Annotated in this window: 17 protein-coding genes; 9 read left to right on the forward strand and 8 right to left on the reverse strand. The window is 57.2% G+C overall.

Annotation, left to right across the window (positions count from 1 at the left end; translation table 11 throughout):
- The first annotated feature begins 474 nt into the window (after positions 1–474).
- From RQ935_RS07210 to RQ935_RS07225, 4 genes are all read left to right on the forward strand, one after another.
- Positions 475–756: a type II toxin-antitoxin system RelB/DinJ family antitoxin gene (locus RQ935_RS07210; protein WP_311497788.1), complete on the forward strand. Its 282-nt coding sequence runs from the start codon at positions 475–477 to the stop codon at positions 754–756.
- A complete protein-coding gene (locus tag RQ935_RS07215) occupies positions 756–884 on the forward strand; it encodes a type II toxin-antitoxin system YafQ family toxin (protein WP_311497789.1) in 129 nt (42 codons plus the stop codon). Before RQ935_RS07210 ends, RQ935_RS07215 begins: the two co-directional genes overlap by 1 nt.
- A 95-nt stretch (positions 885–979) precedes the next feature.
- Positions 980–2200 (forward strand): UDP-galactopyranose mutase, encoded by a 1221-nt coding sequence (glf, locus tag RQ935_RS07220; protein ID WP_311497790.1) that lies wholly within the window; start codon positions 980–982, stop codon positions 2198–2200.
- Between the two features lie 179 nt (positions 2201–2379).
- Positions 2380–3384: a DMT family transporter gene (locus RQ935_RS07225; RefSeq protein WP_311497791.1), complete on the forward strand. Its 1005-nt coding sequence runs from the start codon at positions 2380–2382 to the stop codon at positions 3382–3384.
- Here RQ935_RS07225 and RQ935_RS07230 read toward each other — a convergent pair.
- The 8 genes from RQ935_RS07230 to dnaA form a co-directional block, all read right to left on the reverse strand.
- On the reverse strand, positions 3377–4456 hold the full coding sequence (locus RQ935_RS07230) for a glycosyltransferase family A protein (RefSeq protein ID WP_311497792.1): 1080 nt from the start codon (positions 4454–4456) through the stop codon (positions 3377–3379). The genes RQ935_RS07225 and RQ935_RS07230 overlap by 8 nt on opposite strands.
- Before the next feature lie 62 nt (positions 4457–4518).
- Entirely contained in the window at positions 4519–5283 is a 765-nt protein-coding gene (locus RQ935_RS07235; protein WP_311497793.1) for a DUF3566 domain-containing protein, read from the reverse strand.
- 134 nt (positions 5284–5417) lie between these two features.
- Positions 5418–7961 (reverse strand): DNA gyrase subunit A, encoded by a 2544-nt coding sequence (gene gyrA / locus RQ935_RS07240; RefSeq protein ID WP_311497794.1) that lies wholly within the window; start codon positions 7959–7961, stop codon positions 5418–5420.
- Between the two features lie 59 nt (positions 7962–8020).
- Positions 8021–10045: a DNA topoisomerase (ATP-hydrolyzing) subunit B gene (gyrB, locus tag RQ935_RS07245; protein ID WP_311497795.1), complete on the reverse strand. Its 2025-nt coding sequence runs from the start codon at positions 10043–10045 to the stop codon at positions 8021–8023.
- Positions 10046–10245: 200 nt separating this feature from the next.
- Positions 10246–10953, reverse strand: a complete 708-nt coding sequence (locus tag RQ935_RS07250; protein WP_311497796.1) for a DciA family protein — start codon at positions 10951–10953, stop codon at positions 10246–10248.
- Positions 10954–10963: 10 nt separating this feature from the next.
- A complete protein-coding gene (gene recF / locus RQ935_RS07255; protein WP_311497797.1) occupies positions 10964–12205 on the reverse strand; it encodes a DNA replication/repair protein RecF in 1242 nt (413 codons plus the stop codon).
- Between the two features lie 46 nt (positions 12206–12251).
- Positions 12252–13394: a DNA polymerase III subunit beta gene (gene dnaN, locus RQ935_RS07260; RefSeq protein WP_311497798.1), complete on the reverse strand. Its 1143-nt coding sequence runs from the start codon at positions 13392–13394 to the stop codon at positions 12252–12254.
- A 778-nt stretch (positions 13395–14172) separates the two neighbouring features.
- Entirely contained in the window at positions 14173–15627 is a 1455-nt protein-coding gene (dnaA, locus tag RQ935_RS07265) for a chromosomal replication initiator protein DnaA (protein ID WP_399532245.1), read from the reverse strand.
- A gap of 290 nt (positions 15628–15917) precedes the next feature.
- Between dnaA and rpmH the strand changes: the two genes are divergently transcribed.
- From rpmH to RQ935_RS07290, 5 genes are all read left to right on the forward strand, one after another.
- Positions 15918–16055, forward strand: coding sequence for a 50S ribosomal protein L34 (gene rpmH, locus RQ935_RS07270; RefSeq protein WP_004007802.1), 138 nt, complete (start codon positions 15918–15920; stop codon positions 16053–16055).
- 10 nt (positions 16056–16065) lie between these two features.
- Entirely contained in the window at positions 16066–16464 is a 399-nt protein-coding gene (gene rnpA / locus RQ935_RS07275; protein ID WP_311497800.1) for a ribonuclease P protein component, read from the forward strand.
- A 24-nt stretch (positions 16465–16488) separates the two neighbouring features.
- Positions 16489–16887, forward strand: coding sequence for a membrane protein insertion efficiency factor YidD (gene yidD / locus RQ935_RS07280; RefSeq protein WP_311497801.1), 399 nt, complete (start codon positions 16489–16491; stop codon positions 16885–16887).
- Positions 16878–18203 carry a membrane protein insertase YidC gene (yidC, locus tag RQ935_RS07285; protein WP_311497802.1) on the forward strand — a complete coding sequence of 442 codons (1326 nt, stop codon included), beginning with the start codon at positions 16878–16880 and terminating at the stop codon, positions 18201–18203. The genes yidD and yidC overlap by 10 nt, the downstream gene beginning before the upstream one ends.
- 62 nt (positions 18204–18265) lie before the next feature.
- On the forward strand, positions 18266–18958 hold the full coding sequence (locus RQ935_RS07290; protein WP_311497803.1) for a R3H domain-containing nucleic acid-binding protein: 693 nt from the start codon (positions 18266–18268) through the stop codon (positions 18956–18958).
- Positions 18959–18981 lie beyond the last annotated feature (23 nt).

Raw genomic sequence — 18981 nt, forward strand, 5'->3', positions numbered from 1 at the left:
CTCTCAGCACAATTGAATCGAGTAGTTCTTAGTGAGTGCTGGGATCTGTGCAGAGCTCTTCCCGATCGCATCCATTATCACTTCTTTCAACTGGACTCCGAAAACAAGCCAGATAGATGTTCGGCGTTGTCGACGTAGAGTGTGGGGATATCAAATGCACATAGACAATGGTGCTTGTGTCACCGCTTGGCATTTTTCCAGTGGTGTCGGGGATTCGTGTTAGAAATTGGCGATTAAATCGAGGTTGCTGGTCTATATAGCCACGAACCCCGATTTAATCGCCAATTTAATACATAACCGAACCCCGCAGCCCATTTTTTTGCTTTGGTGAGACGACCAGTCGGCACCTAATGCGGAATCGGAACATGAACGGGTTGAAAACGCTCAGTCAGGCCTTGACAAAACAGATATTGACCAGAGGTCTGTAAGACATTATCTTAATAATGTAAGACGTTGATCGCTGGAAGGTGTCAAATGAGTTCAGTTACAATCCGCGTTGATACTGCTACGAAAGAGGCTGCTGCCTCCATCGCAGAGGATTTCGGCTTTGATTTATCTTCTGTCACCCGCGCTTTTTACCGCCAGATGGTGCGGGAACGGCGCATTCCACTGAGCCTGTCCTACCCAGAGCCCAACGAAGAATCGGAAAAATCGATTCACGAAGCCGAGGAAATCATCGCCCAAGGCGGCACGGGGCGTTTCAAAAATGCCCAAGAAATGTTTGACGACCTGGGAATTCAACACGACAACAACTAGTGCCCAAGCACACGCGCAACAACGAATGCCATGTGGCCAATGTTGGTGATTGGCTCCTGGTGTGGCGCACGGGCAACGGCATCGCCGTGTTTCAACGCACCGGCAGCCACGACGACATCTTTCGGTGAATAATTTGTCACTGGTCGGCGGACGTTATCCAAAGTACATCCCCACCACTGCGCGGGAGTTCCGGGCGGCATGTTTTTTTTGATAGGTTCGAGACATGAGTAAAACCCTTGAGATGCCGGACCTGTTGGTGGTTGGTACCGGCTTATTTGGCCTCACCATTGCCCGCGAAGCCGCCGAAGCCGGCTATAAAGTCGTCATGATTGATCGCCGCCCTCACTTGGGCGGCAATGCCTGGTCCGAACCCGAGGCCCAGACTGGTATCGAAGTTCACAAGTACGGTGCTCACCTTTTCCACACCTCCAACCAGCGCGTGTGGGACTACGTCAACCGCTTTACCAAGTTCACGCCTTACATTCATAAGGTTTACACCACCGTACACGGCGAGGTTTTCCCCATGCCCGTGAACCTCGGCACCATCAATCAATTCTTCCACGCCGCCTACACTCCCGACCAGGCTCGCGAACTCATCGCCCGGCAAGCCGAGGAAATCCAAGGCGAGGACGCCAACGAAAACTTTCGCACGAAAGGCATCTCCCTGGTCGGAAAGCCCCTGTTCGAAGCCTTTTTCGAGGGTTACACCGCGAAACAGTGGCAAACCGACCCCACCGAACTGCCGGCCTCTATCGTGTCTCGCCTCCCGGTTCGCTACAACTACGACAACCGCTATTTCAACGATACTTACGAGGGTTTACCGGTTGACGGATACGGTGCTTGGCTGACGAACATGGCCACCCACGAAAACATCACCGTCCACCTGGGCGTGGACTTTTTCGACGAAAGCCCCGATAACCCCTGGTCAAAAGCCGCTACGGTCGGCCGTCTGCCCGTCGTCTACACCGGGCCGATTGACGAATACTTTGCCTACAGCGAGGGCGAGCTGGGGTGGCGCACCATCGACCTGGAACTGGAAGTGAAACCGACTGGGGACTTCCAAGGCTGCCCGGTGATGAACTACGGCGACCCCTCCGTGCCCTACACGCGTATCCACGAGTTCCGCCACTTCCACCCCGAACGCGCCGCCCGCTACCCCGCGGACCAGACCGTCATCGCTCGGGAATATTCCCGTTTTGCCCAGCGCGGCGACGAACCGTACTACCCCATCAACAAGGAAACCGACCGCCAACGCCTTGTGAAGTATCGCGAACTGGCCGCGGCCGAACCAAACGTGCTGTTCGGCGGACGCTTGGGCACCTACAAGTATTTAGATATGCACATGGCCATCGGTTCTGCCCTGTCGCGGGCCGAAGCGGTGGTGCTACCGCATCTGCGCGGGGAGCGTGCCTCCCTCTCCTTTGTGGCCGGACAGGACGAATAGCCGAGACGGGTGTCCTATATCCGGTGAAAAACCGGATATTTCGCTACCATTAACTCAGGCAAACCCGAATCTCCGGTAACGGCACCCGCCAACCGGGTCGGGAACCCTGCGGAAACTCCGCCCACCGACCCCGGCGAACCCGCCAACCGCGCAGGTCAGCCTCTATCGAGAGGACAGTCTTGGAACACAACCTACCCCTCGCCATCGCTTTGCAGGTGATTGGGTCGTTCTGTTTCGCCCTGGCTGCCCGGTATCAAAACAGCGCTATTCGCCACGAGGTCAAACACAACCAAAGTCGGCGGCGCCTGAAGTCCGACCAACTCATGGCAAGCCTGAAAAACCGCCGGTGGTGGCATGGGTTATTGCTGATGGGAGTGTCTTTGGGATGCCAGATTACCGCCCTGTTCTTTGCCCCGGTCACGGTGGTGCAGCCCGTGGGGTTGCTGGCTTTCCCGTGGTCTATGATTTTGCAGGCACGCGTCGCTCACCAGCGGATTCGCAAGCGTGAGGGCGCTTTGGTGGCGATGACGGTGCTGGCCACCGGCGTTTTCACTTTCCTTGTGTCCTACTATTCCGCGCCCGATCAGCCCCTGACGACCATCAAAGTCTTTATCGGCGCCATCACGATTTATATTCTGGCCGGTTCTTTCGGAATGTTAGGCGCAAAAGGGCCGCGCGTGTGGCGTTCGTTTTTCTGGGGCAGCGGTGGGGCTATGTTCTACGGTCTGGAAGCCTCGCTGGTGCGTACCCTCATCATCTTTGTCCGCAACCATAACTGGGTGGACAACCCGATGTTCTGGATAGTCCTGGTGGTTTTGGTCATTGGTTCGATGACCGCCGGCTGGATGGTGCAGCAGGGTTACGCCACCGGACAAGCCGAGCTGGTCGTCGCGTCGATGACCATCACGTCCCCCATCATCGCGGTGTGTTTCGGCATCGCCGTACTGGGTGAGGGCAAGAACTTCACCTGGGGAGTCGCGTTGGGGATAATCGCCTGCGGACTGGTCGCCATCGCCGGAATCGTGGGGCTGACCCACTTGAAGGCCCATCAGCCCATCGTTTTGGAACACACCGCCGGGATCCCGATTAACTCGGAATCAAATCAGTACCAGCCTGCTGAGTCAGCGAACGAGCCGGACGGGCTCGGCACGCCGACGCCAGATACGCCCCCGGAAGTTAGTTAAACCGGTAGAGGTGCTGAGCCAGGCGGTAGGTCTTAACCGCTGCCCACTTCAGCGGGGCTTTGTTCACGCTCGAACCCCTAACCAGCGGGTGACGCTTTAGATTGCGGGCCATGCGCGGGCTCTTGGCATAAATATGTTTCCACATCTCATCGCGCATCCGCATCGCTTCGTGATCGCCGCGGAGCAGCGAAAACGCCGAAGAAGCCGTGACAATCAGCGCCAGGAAACCCTCCATATACTTTGCCAAGCGCGGGTTGGGAATGTCGTCGGGCAAAGTGTAGGCATCGACCAACGCCCGGGTCACACGCATCTGTTGATCCAAGCGGCCCAGCATGACAGTCTCGTTCACGGACTGGTCGTCACGCCCGATAAAGTAGTGATACAGGTCAACCGGCAAATAGTAGAGTTTCTTTACATAAGGGAGGGGAACGTAGACAAAAATATTGTCCACGTAGAACGTGTGTTTGGGCATCACCATCCCGGATTCCCGCAGCACCTGGGTGCGATAAACCGTGGAGTGCATCAGGATGTTTTGCCCCACCCCGAAGTTTCCGACCTGGTTCCAGGTGATAACCCGGTTCAGCGGCAGGGCGCGGTTGTAGCGGATGACTTTGCGCGAACCCGTCAACACGTGCTCGTAAACATAATTACAGACAACCAGGTCAACCCGTTCATTATGTGTTAGGAACGTTCTCAGCTTGGACATCAGCAAGTTCAACCCGACCCGATCCAGCCAGTCGTCCGAGTCAACCACCTTAAAATAGTGGCCGCGAGCCGCCCGCAGACCCGCCATCACCGCTCCACCGTGACCGGCGTTTTCCTGGTGAATGACCCGAATCTTGTCGGGCATGGCCTGCGCCCACTTATCAGCTTTCGCGCCCGTATGATCCTTTGAACCGTCATTAACAATGATGATTTCAGTGTCCTCGCCCGCCCCTATCATCGAGGAAATGCAGGCGTCCATGTAATCCTCGGAGTTGTAGCACGGAATGACAAAAGTCAGGGTTATGTCGCGATCCGCCGCGTTCTGTTCAGTGTTTGCGGTTTCCGCGGTTTTATTCGTTTCTGCCATCAGGTTCTCTCACTAGATTTCGTTGTTATTTCTGTAGTTTTGCCCCGTCAGCCGGGGTGGTCTCATTCGTCGGTCATCACCACATGCAGCCCGCCCACCATGCGGGCAATCAAGTTGTAAATCACGGCAGACAGCCAGCTCAGTACAGTCAAAATAATAATCTGGAGCACGCCAAAAATCGCGACCAGAGCAATGGCCCGGCTAAACGTCAGCGCGTCAACCAGGTTAACCAACGCCGTGGCGGAAAGCGCCTGTAAAAACCCTTGCATGGAGGAAAACACGTGCAATATATCCAGCACAATCCACAACACTATGGACGCAACCAACATAACTATGGACAGCGCGACCGCCACCAGGAACCCAATCTTCATCGCTGAGAGCGGATTGATGCGGGACAAAGTCAGCTTCACGCGACGCACGTCAGGCAAATCCATGGCTTCTTCGCGTTCCTGCATGCGTTTAGCCGCCTCCAAGCGCCGGGCCTCCCGAGCGGCTTGCCGTTCGGCTTTCTTGGCAGCCCGCGCCGCGGCCCGCTCGGCGGCGTTCGTTTCACGAGGGGTAGGGGTCGGCTCGACTGCGGGTTCCTGGTCCGCAGCAGGTTCATTTTCGGCCTCGGCTGAGCCCTGCCGCGCGCCCGCCTCTGCGCCGGTTCCCGGCGGTGGGGGCGGAACCGGTCTTTTCACCTGAGTCTCACCAGACTGCAAAGCACCTGAATAGGGGTCAGCGTGACCCAGCCTGGCCCACGATACGCTGGGATCCTCGCCGGACGCGTCCATATCGGGATTGGGGGCGGGACTATTCCCGTCGGGTGTTCCTTTTATCCGCATATTCCATCCCCTTCAGATGTTTCCTCGATTTTAGAGCCTAGCCACCGGCGGCTCAATTCATGCTTCCGTGTTCTCACTTTGACGATTTCGAGGACTTTTGCAATATATCGCACAAAGCTCGAATTTTCGCAAAGTTATTCCTCCAGCTGCGGGTCATTGTCCACGTTGAGGGTGATAGCAATGACCCCGTCGCCTTCATCAGCCCGTGAGAAAATCACGCCCTGAGTGTTGCGCCCGGTCCGGCTGACTTCATCGACCCGGGAACGCACGATTTTGCCCCCCGCCATGATGACCAGCACTTCTGAATCTTCCTCGGTGACCAGCGCGCCAACCAGGTCGCCGCGGGCCTCCACCAGGTTTGCGACCTTAATCCCCAGGCCACCGCGACCCTGGACTCGGTACTCCGACAGCGCCGTGCGTTTCGCGTAGCCGCCCTCGGTCACCACGAACAGGTCCGCGCCCTCGCGCACCACGTCCATCGTCAAGAGTTCGTCTTTGGTCCTAAACCGCATCCCCGTCACCCCGGATGTGGCCCGACCCATCGGGCGCAGCTGCTCATCGCTGGCGGTAAACCGCAAGGATTGGCCGTGGCGAGACACCAAAATCAGGTCGTCGGTCGCGTCGACCAGGCACGCCGAAACCAGCTGATCCGCCTCACCGTCACTGTCCTCGCGCAGTTTGATCGCAATCAACCCGCCCGTTCGGTTCGTGTCGTAATCGGTCAGCCGAGTCTTTTTCACGAACCCGAGCCGCGTCGCCAACACCAGGTAGGCTTTGTCTTCAAACGAGGAAACCTGCAGGACCTGGGCGATACGTTCCTCGGGTTGGAAAGCCAGCAGGTTTGCCACGTGCTGACCCTTCGAGTCGCGCCCGCCTTCGGGAATCTCGTAGGCTTTCGCGCGATAGACCCGCCCGAAGTTCGTAAAGAACAGCAGCCAGTCGTGCGAGGAAGTGGTAAAGAAGTGCTCGACCTGGTCCTCCTCGCGCAGCGTCGCGCCTTTAATGCCTTTGCCGCCGCGATGCTGGGACCGGTAAGCGTCGACCGGGGTTCGTTTCGCGTACCCGCCACGAGTGATGGTGACCACCACGTCTTCTTCGGGAATGAGGTCTTCCATCGACATTTCCCCATCAAAAGGCACGATGGTGGTTTTGCGTTCGTCGCCCCACTTTTCGGTGATTTCGCCGAGCTCCTCAGACACTATGGCGCGTTGGCGTTCGGGGCGAGCCAAAATGTCTTCATAGTCGGCGACTTTCGCCTCTAATTCGGCGTGTTCGTCCAAAATCTTTTGGCGTTCCAAAGCGGCCAACCGACGCAGCTGCAAAGCCAGAATCGCGTCAGCCTGAACCTCGTCAACCTTCAGGAACTCCATCAACCCGACCCGAGCATCTTCTGCGGTCGGAGAACGACGAATCAACGCGATAACCTCATCGAGCGCATCCAAAGCCGCCAGGTAGCCTTGCAAGATATGCAGCCGTTCCTGGGCTTTCGCTAACCGGAAAGCGGTGCGGCGTTTGATGACATCGACCTGGTGAGCGGTCCAATAGTGGACAAAACCGTCAATAGACAGGGTCCGCGGCACCCCGTCAACCAGCGCCAACATGTTGGCGGGGAAAGAATCTTGCAGCTGGGTGCGTTTATACAGGTTATTCAGCACGACTTTCGGGACCGCGTCGCGTTTCAGTACCACCACAATCCGAGTCCCGGCTCGGTCCGACGTTTCGTCACGAATATCCGCAATGCCCTGCAGCTGGCCGTCTTTGACCAGCTGAGCAATCTTAACCTGCAGGTTATCGGGATTGACCTGGTAGGGCAGTTCGGTCGCCACCAGGCAGGTGCGCCCGTTGAGTTCCTCCACGTTGACCACCGCGCGTTGGGTGATGGAACCGCGGCCAGTCCGGTAGGTTTCCTCAATCCCGCGCCGACCCAGAATCGTGGCGCCGGTGGGGAAATCCGGGCCTTTGATGCGCTGCAGACAGGCCTGGAGCAATTCTTCGCGGGTCGCCTCGGGGTTTTGCAGATACCATTGCGCGGCGTCCGCGACTTCCCGCAGGTTGTGGGGCGGAATCCGGGTCGCCATGCCCACCGCGATACCTTCCGACCCGTTAATCAGCAGGTTCGGGATGCGGCTGGGCAGCACGGTCGGCTCTTGGGAGCGCCCGTCATAGTTGTCCATGAAATCGACAGTGTCCTCGTCGATGTCACGCACCATTTCCATGGCGAGGGCGGCCATCTTGCATTCCGTGTACCGAGGCGCGGCCGGTCCGAGGTTACCGGGGGAACCAAAGTTGCCTTGACCAGCCACCAAGGGGTAACGCAACGACCAGGGCTGCACCAACCGGGCTAGTGCGTCATAGACCGAAAAATCCCCGTGAGGGTGGAAGTGGCCCAAAACGTCGCCCACCACGCGCATACACTTGGAATACCCACCATTCGGGCGGTATCCCCCGTCATACATGGTGTAGATAACGCGGCGGTGTACCGGTTTCAGCCCATCGCGCACATCGGGCAGGGCGCGGCCCACAATCACGCTCATGGCGTAGTCCATGTAGGACTTTTTCATCTCTTTTTCCAGATCCACCTGCATGACGCGGGTAGATTCCGCCTCGGTAATCACGGGCGCATCGGGATGAATGATGTCTTCCACTTCGGAATCGTTGTTGTCTTGGTTATCAGCCATTTCCCTTGTCTTTCAATAGCTTGGTGAAAGTTTCACCGTGGCTTGTGGTTAGTGTTCGCTTAGATATCCAAGAACCGCACGTCTTGGGCGTTGCGTTGGATAAAGGCGCGGCGCGAACTCACGTCCTCGCCCATGAGCAGCGAAAATACTTCGTCAGCGGAGGCGGCCTCGTCCATCGTGACCTGTTTCAACAGTCGCACACTGGGATCCATCGTGGTTTCCCACAGTTCCTGGGCGCTCATCTCGCCCAGGCCTTTGTAGCGTTGAATCCCGCCCTCCTTGGGCATTCGCGCCCCAGAGTCCAGGCCCAAAGTGACCAGCTTTTCCTTTTCCTTGTCGGAATAGACGAACTGGTGAGGTTTGTTGGACCACTTCAGGCGGTAGAGCGGCGGGGTGGCCAGGAACACGTGACCGTTTTCGATGAGCGGACGCATATAGCGGAACAGCAGGGTCAGCAGCAGGGTGGTGATGTGTTGGCCGTCCACGTCGGCGTCTGCCATCAGCACAATCTTGTAGTAGCGCAGTTTCGACAGGTCGAAATCTTCGCCGATACCGGTGCCGAAAGCGGTGATGAGGGACTGGATTTCCTTGTTGTCCAAAGCGCGGTCCAGGCGGGCCTTTTCAACGTTGAGGATTTTGCCGCGCAACGGCAGGATAGCCTGGTGAGCCGGGTCGCGTCCCGCCACCGCTGAACCGCCTGCCGAATCGCCCTCGACCAGGAAAATTTCGCATTCGGAAGCGTCCCGGCTGGAGCAATCCCGCAGCTTGCCGGGCATTGAGAAGGAATCCAGGGCGGTCTTGCGCCGGGTCGCGTCCCGGGCTTTCCGCGCCGCGTTACGGGCCTGCTGGGCGGACTGGGCTTTGGAAATAATCGCCTTGCATTCCGCCGGGTGGGCATCGAACCAGTCCCCCAGCTGGGAATATACGGTTTGCTGTACGAAAGTCCGGGCCTCGGTGTTACCGAGTTTCGTTTTCGTCTGGCCCTCAAACTGGGGGTTGCGGATTTTCACGGAAATCACGGCGGTTAAGCCCTCGCGGCAGTCGTCGCCAGAAAGGTTCTCGTCTTTGTCCTTGATGAAGCCTTTTTCCCGCCCGACCTTGTTCATCAGTGAGGTCAGAGCCGCGCGGAACCCTTCCTCGTGGGTGCCGCCTTCGGTGGTGTTGATGGTGTTGGCGTAGGTATAGATGGATTCGGAATACGCGCTGGTCCACTGCAGGGCGATTTCCAGCGCCATTGCGTTATCGGTGTCCTCCACGCTGGACTCAAAGTCGATGATTTCCTCGTGGATAACCTCAGATTTCTTGGTGGTGTTGATGAAATGCACGTAGTCGTGCAACCCGTTTTCGTAACAGTAAGACACCGAGCGACGTCCGACCTCGGGAGTATCCGCCTCCCCTTCCTGGTCTCCGGTCACGAAATCGCCTTCCGCAGTCACGTTGGGGCGTTCATCAGTGAGGGTGATGCGCAGTCCCTTGTTCAGGAAAGCCATCTGTTGGAAACGGGTCCGCAGGGTTTCATAGTCAAAATCGACAGTTTCAAAAATATCCGGATCCGGGTAAAACACCTGAACAGTCCCGGTTTCATCGGTGGGTTCGCCGCGACGCAGCGGCTGGATGACTTTGCCCCCGTCGCCAAACTCAATATGCCATTCGTAACCGTCACGTTTCACGGTGGTCAAAATCCTGGTGGACAGGGCGTTTACCACCGAAATGCCGACCCCGTGCAAACCGCCGGACACCGCGTAAGACGAGCCGCCGAACTTGCCTCCCGCGTGCAGAATCGTCATGACGACTTCCACCGTGGGGCGGTGTTCACTAGGGTGTTCCGCCACCGGAATACCGCGGCCGTTATCAGCCACCTGCACCCCGCCGTCAGCTTGTAAAGTCACCTCAATATGGTCACAGTACCCAGCCAAAGACTCATCGACCGAGTTGTCTACCACCTCATAAACCAAGTGGTGTAAGCCCCGCTCTCCGGTGGATCCGATGTACATACCGGGCCGGACTCGCACTGCTTCCAGGCCCTCGAGGACCTTAATGTCAGAAGCGTCATAGTGCTCCTCGGGCGTTTCAAAATCGCTCACGTTTGTGTCTCCTTTTTTCGGCTTTTTCGCCACTATAATCCTATCGAATTTTTTGGCGATTGCCCTTTAGAGACGCGTAAAGACTGATTTAACACGTTTTATGTGTAATTCGTGAGCAACTAGGTTTGCGGGTTCTGCGGGCCGTAAATCCCGACTTTATAGTTTCAACAAGTTTTGGCATCAGGCCGGTTGGCCCGGTTTTAGCCGTAGGTGTCACGCGGTCCACGCCCCGGAACACTGCGCGGTCCGTGGTTCCAGGACGGCACCTGGGGACCGCGGATAATGACTTGGTTCACCACTCCCGCCCCGAGCCGCCGATTCAGTTGTTTAATCAGTTCGGAGAGCAAATATTTCAGCTGGGTGGCCCAAGCGGTGGAGTCGGTACGGACGATGAGTTTGCCCCCCTCGAAACTCTCTACCGTGGAATGGGCCGCGACCTGGGCACCGACATATTCGTCCCAATGTTTTTTTACGTCCGCTATCTCTAGCGGAGTCTGCCACCCCAGACGCCGAGCCAGATGCCCCAGCAGGAACCCGGCCTGCTGCGGGTCGTTACGGGAGGGGCGCGACAGGTCCGTAAAACTGGCGGTGGCCGGTCCCAGGGCAGCCAACTGCTCTATCTGGTGAGGTGTGGAACCGAGGCTTTTGGCCAGGTCGGCGTAATATTTTTTCGCGATTTCGCGATCCAGCCATTCCCGTTCGCTCAAACTCTCGGTCTCTGGCGCAGCGGTGGAAAACCCACGCACTTTCCCGGTGAGGGGGTAAAAGCCCTGGCTAAACATGAGTTCCCGGTAACGTTTCAAGGCGCGGCGCGGCAGGGGGGAATGCATGGTGGGGTACAGCCCGGAATAGTCGATGCCTTTAGCCACGAGCGAGCCCTCCCCTGCTGACGGTAACTGTCCTGCCATTATCCTGCCATTATTGCAAAAAATCCGGTGCCGCTCCCTGACCGAGGGTCTCTACGCTGCTCTCGCGAGTTTCCTGGTCGAGGGTGACGCGGTAGAACGCGGCGTGCAGGGCGTCGGGGATTTCGGTTCCGGTGGCGGAGGTCAAAAACATCTGGTCAGCCTGGTCGATAGCCCATAGCAGGGCAGCGCGGCGCTGTTCATCGAGTTCGGCGAACACGTCATCTAACAGCAGTACCGGGGCGTCAGCAAAGTTGTCGCGCAGCAGGGAAAACTCCGCCAAACGCAGGCTCAAAGCGTAGGACCAGGACTCGCCGTGGGAGGCGAACCCCTTGACCGGCAAGCCGTTCAAGGCTAGTTCCAGTTCGTCGCGGTGCGGACCGACCAGGTTGACCCCGCGCCGAGCCTCATCGGCACGGCGCCGCTCCAGGGCTTGGCGAAACGCGGCAGTCAATGAATCCGGGTCTGACCACAGTTTTTGTTGTTCGCTGGCGGGCAGGTCGAGAGTTTTCGTGACACTGTCCGCGTAGGTTAGCCCCACCGGGGCAGGGTGTCCGGCGATTCGGGCATACACCTGGGGCAGGTGCGCGCCCAACTTGTCGATGACCCACGCCCGCTCACTCATGATTTCCACCGCCGCCGGCACTAGGGCATCATCCCAGATAGACAGCTGAATTTCATCGATAGGGGCACGGCGTTTCGCCAGGTCTTTCAGGTAAGCTCCGCGCTGGCGGGCGACCTTCGTGTATTCGCTCAACGCCCCGGCCAGGGTCGGGCGCAGCTGGATGGCGATACGGTCCAAGAACGTGCGGCGGGCAGCGGGGTCGCCTTGCACCAGCTGTAAATCTTCGGGAGCAAACAGCACGGTCGAGAGGTGTCCCAGCAGGGAGCGCGGGCGCACGTTGTGCCGGTTTATCATGGCGCGGTTGGCCCGGCCCGCCAACAGTTCAATCTCTAGCAGTTCCCCGTTAGCGTCCGGGTTCGCAATGTCACTACCGGGGTGAATCCGGGCCCGAATCACTCCCGCGCGCGGGGGCGCACTGGGGTCGGCCGTGTCTCCGGTTTCGCGAAAAATCAGGCTCGCATCGGTACCAATCCGGTGCGAAGCCAGCACCGCCAGGTAGTTTAGCGCCTCTAACAAGTTCGTTTTGCCTTGCCCATTGGCGCCGACAAAGACGTTGGCTCCCGTTGGAAAGTGCACAATCACCTGACGGTAGGAACGAAACCAGTCCAGAGCAAGGTCGGAAACAAACACGCGCCCCCCAAAAACCTCTCTTGGCCTACCCCTTATAAAGAAAACTTTAGATGCTGGTGCGGATGGGCATAATCAGGTAGCGGAACGTCAGGTTGTCGTCCCCGGTTTCGTCTTTTTGACCGGTGATGACCACAGGTTTCGCCTCATCTTTGAACGACAGGCGCGCATAGGGTTCATCGATAGCGCCCAAGCCCTCCAGCAGCATCCGCGAGTTGAAAGACACCGCAATGTCCGGGCCGTTCAGCAGGGCGGGAATCGTGTCGCTGGCGCTGTTTTCCCCGCCATTACCCGCCAGGAACTCCAGCTGACCGGCGCTAAATCGCAGGGAAATTTGTTGATTGGATAGATTCGAGGACACAATCGCCACCCGCTTGGCGGTCTCAATAAACTGATCGACCTTTACCACGGCCGTAACATTAATCGGTTCGGGGAACAGACGGCGCACGTCAGGATAGTTTCCGTCGTTAATCTGGGAGGTAAACACGCGTCCGTTCGCACTCAAACCAATCAGGGAAGCGGGACTGTCGGCGGAACCTGCCGCGATTTCGACATCACCGGCGGTGGCAATGTTCTTTGCCGCATCACTCAAGTTCTTGGCTTTCACCACCAGGTCTTGGTCCCCGCCCTGGCCACCTGCCCACGGCATCTCCTTCAACGCCATCCGGTAACGGTCAGTCGCCAAGAGATAGAGCTTGTCCGGGCGAACCTCCAGAGAAATGCCCGTCAGCAGCGGCAACGTTTCGTCACGAGAGGCGGCCACCGCGACTTGTGAAACCGAATGAGCAAAAGCGGCGGCATCAACCTTCCCGGCACTGGGCGGCAACTGCGGCAACGACGGGTATTCCTCAGAATGCATCATGATGAGATTTTGTTTGAAAGAACCACAAGTGATGTGCAGGTAGTTTTCCTCCGTCGCGAACGTCACCAGGTCGGCGCTGGTCGGCAAGGCTCGTGCCGTTTCGCTGAGCAGTTTGCCGTCCACTACCGCCACACCGGGCTCTGTGACTTCTTCGGCCGCGACCGTCACCCGCGAGGAAACTTCGTAGTCATAGGAGGAAAGCTCGACCCCGTCCTCTCGCGCTTCGATGCGTACCCCGGAGAGCACCGCCACCGCCGGACGAGGGGAAATCGACCGGGAACTCCATGCCACAGCTTCTGCCAAAGTGTCGCGTCTCAACACGAGTTCCATGAAATTCCTCCTAAATGCTAAATGTTGTTATACAAACTCTAACCCAAAACGGCATTCTTGAGTACTCCCGCAGGTTGCAGATTTTGCCGACTAACGAGCGGGGTTCACGAGCCAAGCCGAGGCTTTTGATGATGGTTGGAGGTCGCAAAATTTTTAAGATTAATTACCTTCATCACCATTGTGAATTCTGTGTAAAACCCGATTTTCCTAGGCGCCGGTTCGGAATCACAAATCTGTAGTTCAGTTGATAACTTTTGGGACAAACTCGGCGGGCTTGTGAATTAAATGCTGTCCACAATTTCTTCCACAGCCAATCCCCGAAAAAACCTGCTCTCTTCCCCAGCTTTGTCCACATTCGCGAGTGTGCCCTGGACGTGTCAGCGGAAGAGGTATGACGTGTGGTTTTGTGCGGTTTTCCGTTCGGGGTCGCAAGAGTGGTCGCAGGTGTGGTTGTGCGCGGTTCCGTTCGGGGTCGCGGGGTTTTTAAAGTAGCCGATGATTGCCCGTCACCAAATATTGCGGTAACCGGAATGGGAGCGGGGGAGGAACCCGTACGACGCTGGGGAGGGGGCCCTATCGCGGCGAGAGCGTAGCGGAGACGCGATGGGGGAGGGTGCTCCCCCGATGTCGCTAGGTTCCTCCCCCGCGACCCTTGAGCGGTACACCGCGACCCGCCCCACGCACCTTGTGAACTCAAGAGATACTGTCCGCACCGACCTTGTGAACAGAACAACAAAGGCAGAAGGAAACGAAAAACTGCTGGGGAAAGCAGCTGAAACTAGGATTCGCGGGTGGCACGGCGTACCGCGTCGGAAATGTCGGAAACCGACTTGAACGTCTGGGTGTCTTCCTTCATGGAGGCTGCGACCTTTTTATTGGCGTGCATGACCGTTGTGTGGTCGCGACCCCCGAAAGCGGCTCCGACCTGGGGAAGTGACAGGTCGGTCAGTTCTCGGCACAGGTACATGGCGATTTGGCGCGGTCCCACCACGGTGCGCGACCGGTTCGCGGAGAGCAGGTCTTCGGACTTCAACGCAAAGTATTGGGCGGTGCAGTCAATAATCATTTCGGGAGTGATCTCTTTGGTGCCCTTGCCGGTCATCAGGTCGCGAATCGCCAGTTTCGCGGTTTCAATGGTGGCAGGCACGTGGTTGAGCGACCAATACGCCGTGACCCGAATCAAAGCACCTTCTAGGGCGCGAATGTCCGAATCGACGTTCGAGGCGATGAACTCCGCTACGTCGTCGGGCATCTGCAGGCTTCCGGCCTGGGCTTTTCGACGCAAAATAGCGATGCGCGTCTCTAGGCTGGGGGGTTGAATATCTGCCATCAAACCCCACTCCAGGCGCGAACGAACCCTTTCCTCGAAGCCTTTCAGCTCTTTGGGAGCCACATCGGAGGTGATGACGACCTGTTTTTGTGCGGTGTGCAGCGTATTAAAGGTGTGGAAGAACTCCTCGAGGGTTTGTTCTTTACCGGCCAGGAACTGGATGTCGTCGATGAGCAGGAAGTCGACTTCCCGGTAACGAGCCTGGAAATCGGCGAAAGTCTGAGAGGCGATGGCGTTGATGAACTCGTTGGTGAACTCCTCGGAGGAAATGTATTTCACCTTCGAGTCGGGGTACAGCTCCAGGGCGTAGTTACCGATGGCGTGCAACAGGTGGGTTTTTCCCAGACCCGGACCGCCATAGATAAACAGCGGGTTGTAAGCTTTTGCCGGTGAGGCCACGACAGATTCCGCGGCCGCAGCGGTAAACGAGTTCGAGGAACCGATGACGAAAGAGTCAAAAGTGTAGGTCGGGTTCAGTCCCGTGTTTTGGTCAATGTGCAGCATTTGGTGGCTTTCCCCCGGTTCCCACACGGGAGCCGCGTGAGCGCTCGGTTGGGCGGGCTGGGGCGGAGCGGGTTCAAAAGTTTGGGGTGCGGGAGTCGTGTTACCCAAATTTTCGTCCACCGTCACAATCAAGTTATTGATGGGACGGTTCAGGACCTCACCAAACGTGGTTTTAAACAGCTCGTAGTACTTTGACTCAATCATGGTCTTGACGTCATTGCTGGAAACCGCCAACACTGCCGCGTCTCCGGATTCCCCCAACCCTTTAGATTGGCGTATGAGCGCCAAGTCGAAGTCCCCAATTTTGCCTGAAGCACTGAGGTTTTGCAGGGCTCTGACCCAGAAATCGGCTGGTCCAAGGTCGGCGTTGGTGCCGATTTCCCAGGCCGCATCGTCCACGGTAAGTACTCTCCTTGGCTCGAAATCCATCCAGATAAAACTGAATAAATCTTGCCACTCTTTAGTGAAATCCACAAAGTTATCCACAGCCTGTGGACAAAGTTACAACGGTGTAACTTCGGTATGAGGTGCAGTTACATGCAAGTTTTCCAATTTTTTCCTGGCTGGTGCGCGCGGCGGGACTTTTGCGCTAATTTGCAAGGAACCTGTCATTTGGGATAAATTAGAGCTTCGTCTTATGACTTGACTGCGGCCCGGGTTTGCCCGGGATTATTTTTCAGGAGAACAAAGTGACTAAGCGGACTTATCAGCCCCATAATCGTCGCCGCGCCCACAAGCACGGCTTCCGAAATCGTATGGCCACCCGTGGGGGACGGGCGGTAATCAGCGCTCGGCGTCGTCGCGGCCGGAAGCGTCTGGCGGTCTAAGCCCACACTGATGCTGGCCAAGGCTAACCGGCTGACCCGCGCTCAGGACTTTCGCCTAGCGATGCGCGAGGGAAGCCACGCTCACAGCCCTAACCTGGTGTTACACCAATTTGTCGGTACAGGAGACGAACCGGCTCGCATCGGTTTCGTCGTGGCCAAGCGGTTTGTGAAACACGCTACTGGACGCAACCTCATTAAACGTCGCTTGCGTAACTTGGTGCGCGGCCGCATTCGGCAGTTTCCGGTGGGTTCTGTAAACGTGTTTTATGCCAAAGCTGGCATCGCTGAGGTGGACTATTCCCAGCTGGAAAACCAAGTCGGGGTGGTGTTGCAAAAGATGGCTCGCAAACGTCACCAGGCGCTTTTACATTCCCTTCAGCCCGGTTCATCGAGTTTCCCGCGAGGGTAGACCCTAAAAGTTAGGATAGATGCGGTGTTAACAGGCAAGGCAGTATGGCGGTGGGGATGGCACCTGCCGGCGAATCTGGCGCGCTTGCTGATACATATTTATCAACATACTTTGTCAAAGGCGTTCGGGCCGGTTTGTAAGTATTATCCCAGCTGTTCGCACTATGCGGACCTGGCTTTGCAAGTACACGGATTTTGGAAAGGCTCAGCGCTGACCGTGTGGCGGCTGCTACGGTGCAACCCCTACTCTGACGGAGGCGTGGACTACCCTCCGGTCAAAGGCTCCTGGACCAATCCGTGGACCGAACCTGGCAGTGTCAGTGCCCAAACTTATGGCTTTTTCCCCGGTCAGAACCCACTGTGGACCGCCGGGGCGAGAGGGGAAACTATGGAAACGAAAGAAGGAGTGGTGTCATGCTGCTGAGCCTGGTTTCGGCTGCTGGGGAAGCCAAACTGTCTCTCTATGATCAGATTTTGTACCCCTTCATGTGGGTGGTGGGCTGGATTCTGCGCGGTGTCCACGAGATGCTGAGACTGTTCGGGGTCAAGTCAGGTGCCGGTATTGGTTGGGTGCTGGCCATTGTCGGGATGACTATCGTGGTGCGGCTGATTATTGTGCCGTTGTTTATCAAACAGATTAAGGCTTCGCGCGCTATGAGCCTAGCTCAGCCCGAACTGACCGCTATCACCAAGAAATATAAGGGCAAGCGCGACCAGCAGTCTATGATGCGCCAGCAAGAAGAGATGAAAGCCGTGCAAAAGAAGTACGGCGCTTCCATGTCGGCCTCGTGCCTGCCACTGTTGGTGCAGATGCCGGTACTGTTTGCGCTGTATCGCTTGCTCTACTATATGTCGGCGGTCGCGCAAGGAACCATGCCCGAACATGATTCCATTGGCGGGATGGGTCAGGAGCAAGCCAAAGCGTTGTGGGATTCCACGTTCTTTGGTGAATCTTTGGGTCAGACCATGTTCGGTCCGACTTCCACCATGCAGACCAAGATTGTCATCGGGATTATGGTGGCTTACCTGGTCGTGACCATGTTTGTCCAGACGGCGCTCCTCTCGATGAAGAATATGAGTGACGAACAGTTGCATTCGGATAACCCGATGGTGAAGTCCACGAAGTCCATGATGTACTTTATGCCCCTGGTTTATCTGTTCACCGGCCCGGTCGTGCAGGTGGGACTGCTTATCTACTGGGTGACTTCCAACACGTGGAGCTTGGTGCAGCAGTACTTTATGATTCGGGCCTACCCCACTCGTGGTTCGGCTGCCGCCCGGTGGCGCGCCGACGCGCACGAACAGAAGTTTGAAAAATACCGCTCTGAGCAGGAAAAACAACTGAACGCCGAGCTGGAAAGGATTGAGCTTAACGAGGTGGGGCTCAATCAAAAGGGCGTTCAGGTGGCTATGCGGGAAGCCCGGTTGGCCCATATTCACAAGTTAGAGAAGCGTCGGATGGAGCTGGGGTTGGAGGAGATTAACTTCGGTTCGGTTGACGCTCAAGGCAAAGGCGGCAGGCAGCAGCGGATGCAGCCCGGCCAGAAAGGCTGGGAGGAATATCGCGCCCAGTTCGATCAGGACAAGGCCGAGGCGCTCGCCGAGACGGAACCAGATCCGGATGAGGTCGGCAAGGATGGGCTGACCGCCAGCCAAAGAGCTGCTAAACAAGCTGAAAGACGTGCAGCTGAACGCAAAGCTAAGCAAAAGAAGTCAAAAAAGAAGCAAGGGAACAAATAGACACGAAATTTTTTAGGCGGCACGACGCAGCGTGTCGCCGAGGGAATCGAGGGAACATAAACATGAGTGAAACAATGGATGATTTAGACATTATCGAAGAAGGCACCGAAGTTGTTGCCAATCGCGGATCCAAGATGGAGCGGCTGGAAAACGAAGGCGACTTGGCCGCTGATTATTTAGAGGAACTGCTGGATATCGTCGATTTGGACGGAGACATCGAGATTGATGTTGAGAACGGGCGCGCCCTGGTCGAAATCGTTACAGGCGATGCCGAGCCGGATCGTCGTTTGAAACGGCTGATTGGTCGGCACGGCGAAGTGCTGGAAGCTTTGCAGGAACTGACCCGCCTGGCGGTGCAGTCCCAGACCGGGGAACGGTCCCGGCTCATGCTTGATATTGCGGGCTACCGCTCCAATCGTCGCATTGAGCTGCAGGAACTGGTGGAACGCTTGGGTGCGCAAGTGCAGGAAACCGGTGAGCCGGTCCAGCTCAATCCCATGAATCCTTTTGAACGCAAGGTGTGTCACGACAAAGCCGCCGAAATGGGGCTGTATTCCGAATCCGAGGGACTCGCGCCCAACCGTTACGTCGTACTGTCCCTCGATGAGGGCGACGACGAAGAGGACTTCGGGGACGAACCTTTGGACGACTTTGACGACGCTGATGAGGCGGCTGACGACAGTGCAGACGACGCGCTGGACTCAGATGAGGCAGCCTTGGACGAGGACTCTGATACCTCGGCTGACGAAGATTAACCGATAGAGTCTGGCGGAAAGAC

The organism is uncultured Mobiluncus sp. (genome assembly GCF_963511525.1).
In the GTDB taxonomy this organism is placed as follows: domain Bacteria; phylum Actinomycetota; class Actinomycetes; order Actinomycetales; family Actinomycetaceae; genus Mobiluncus.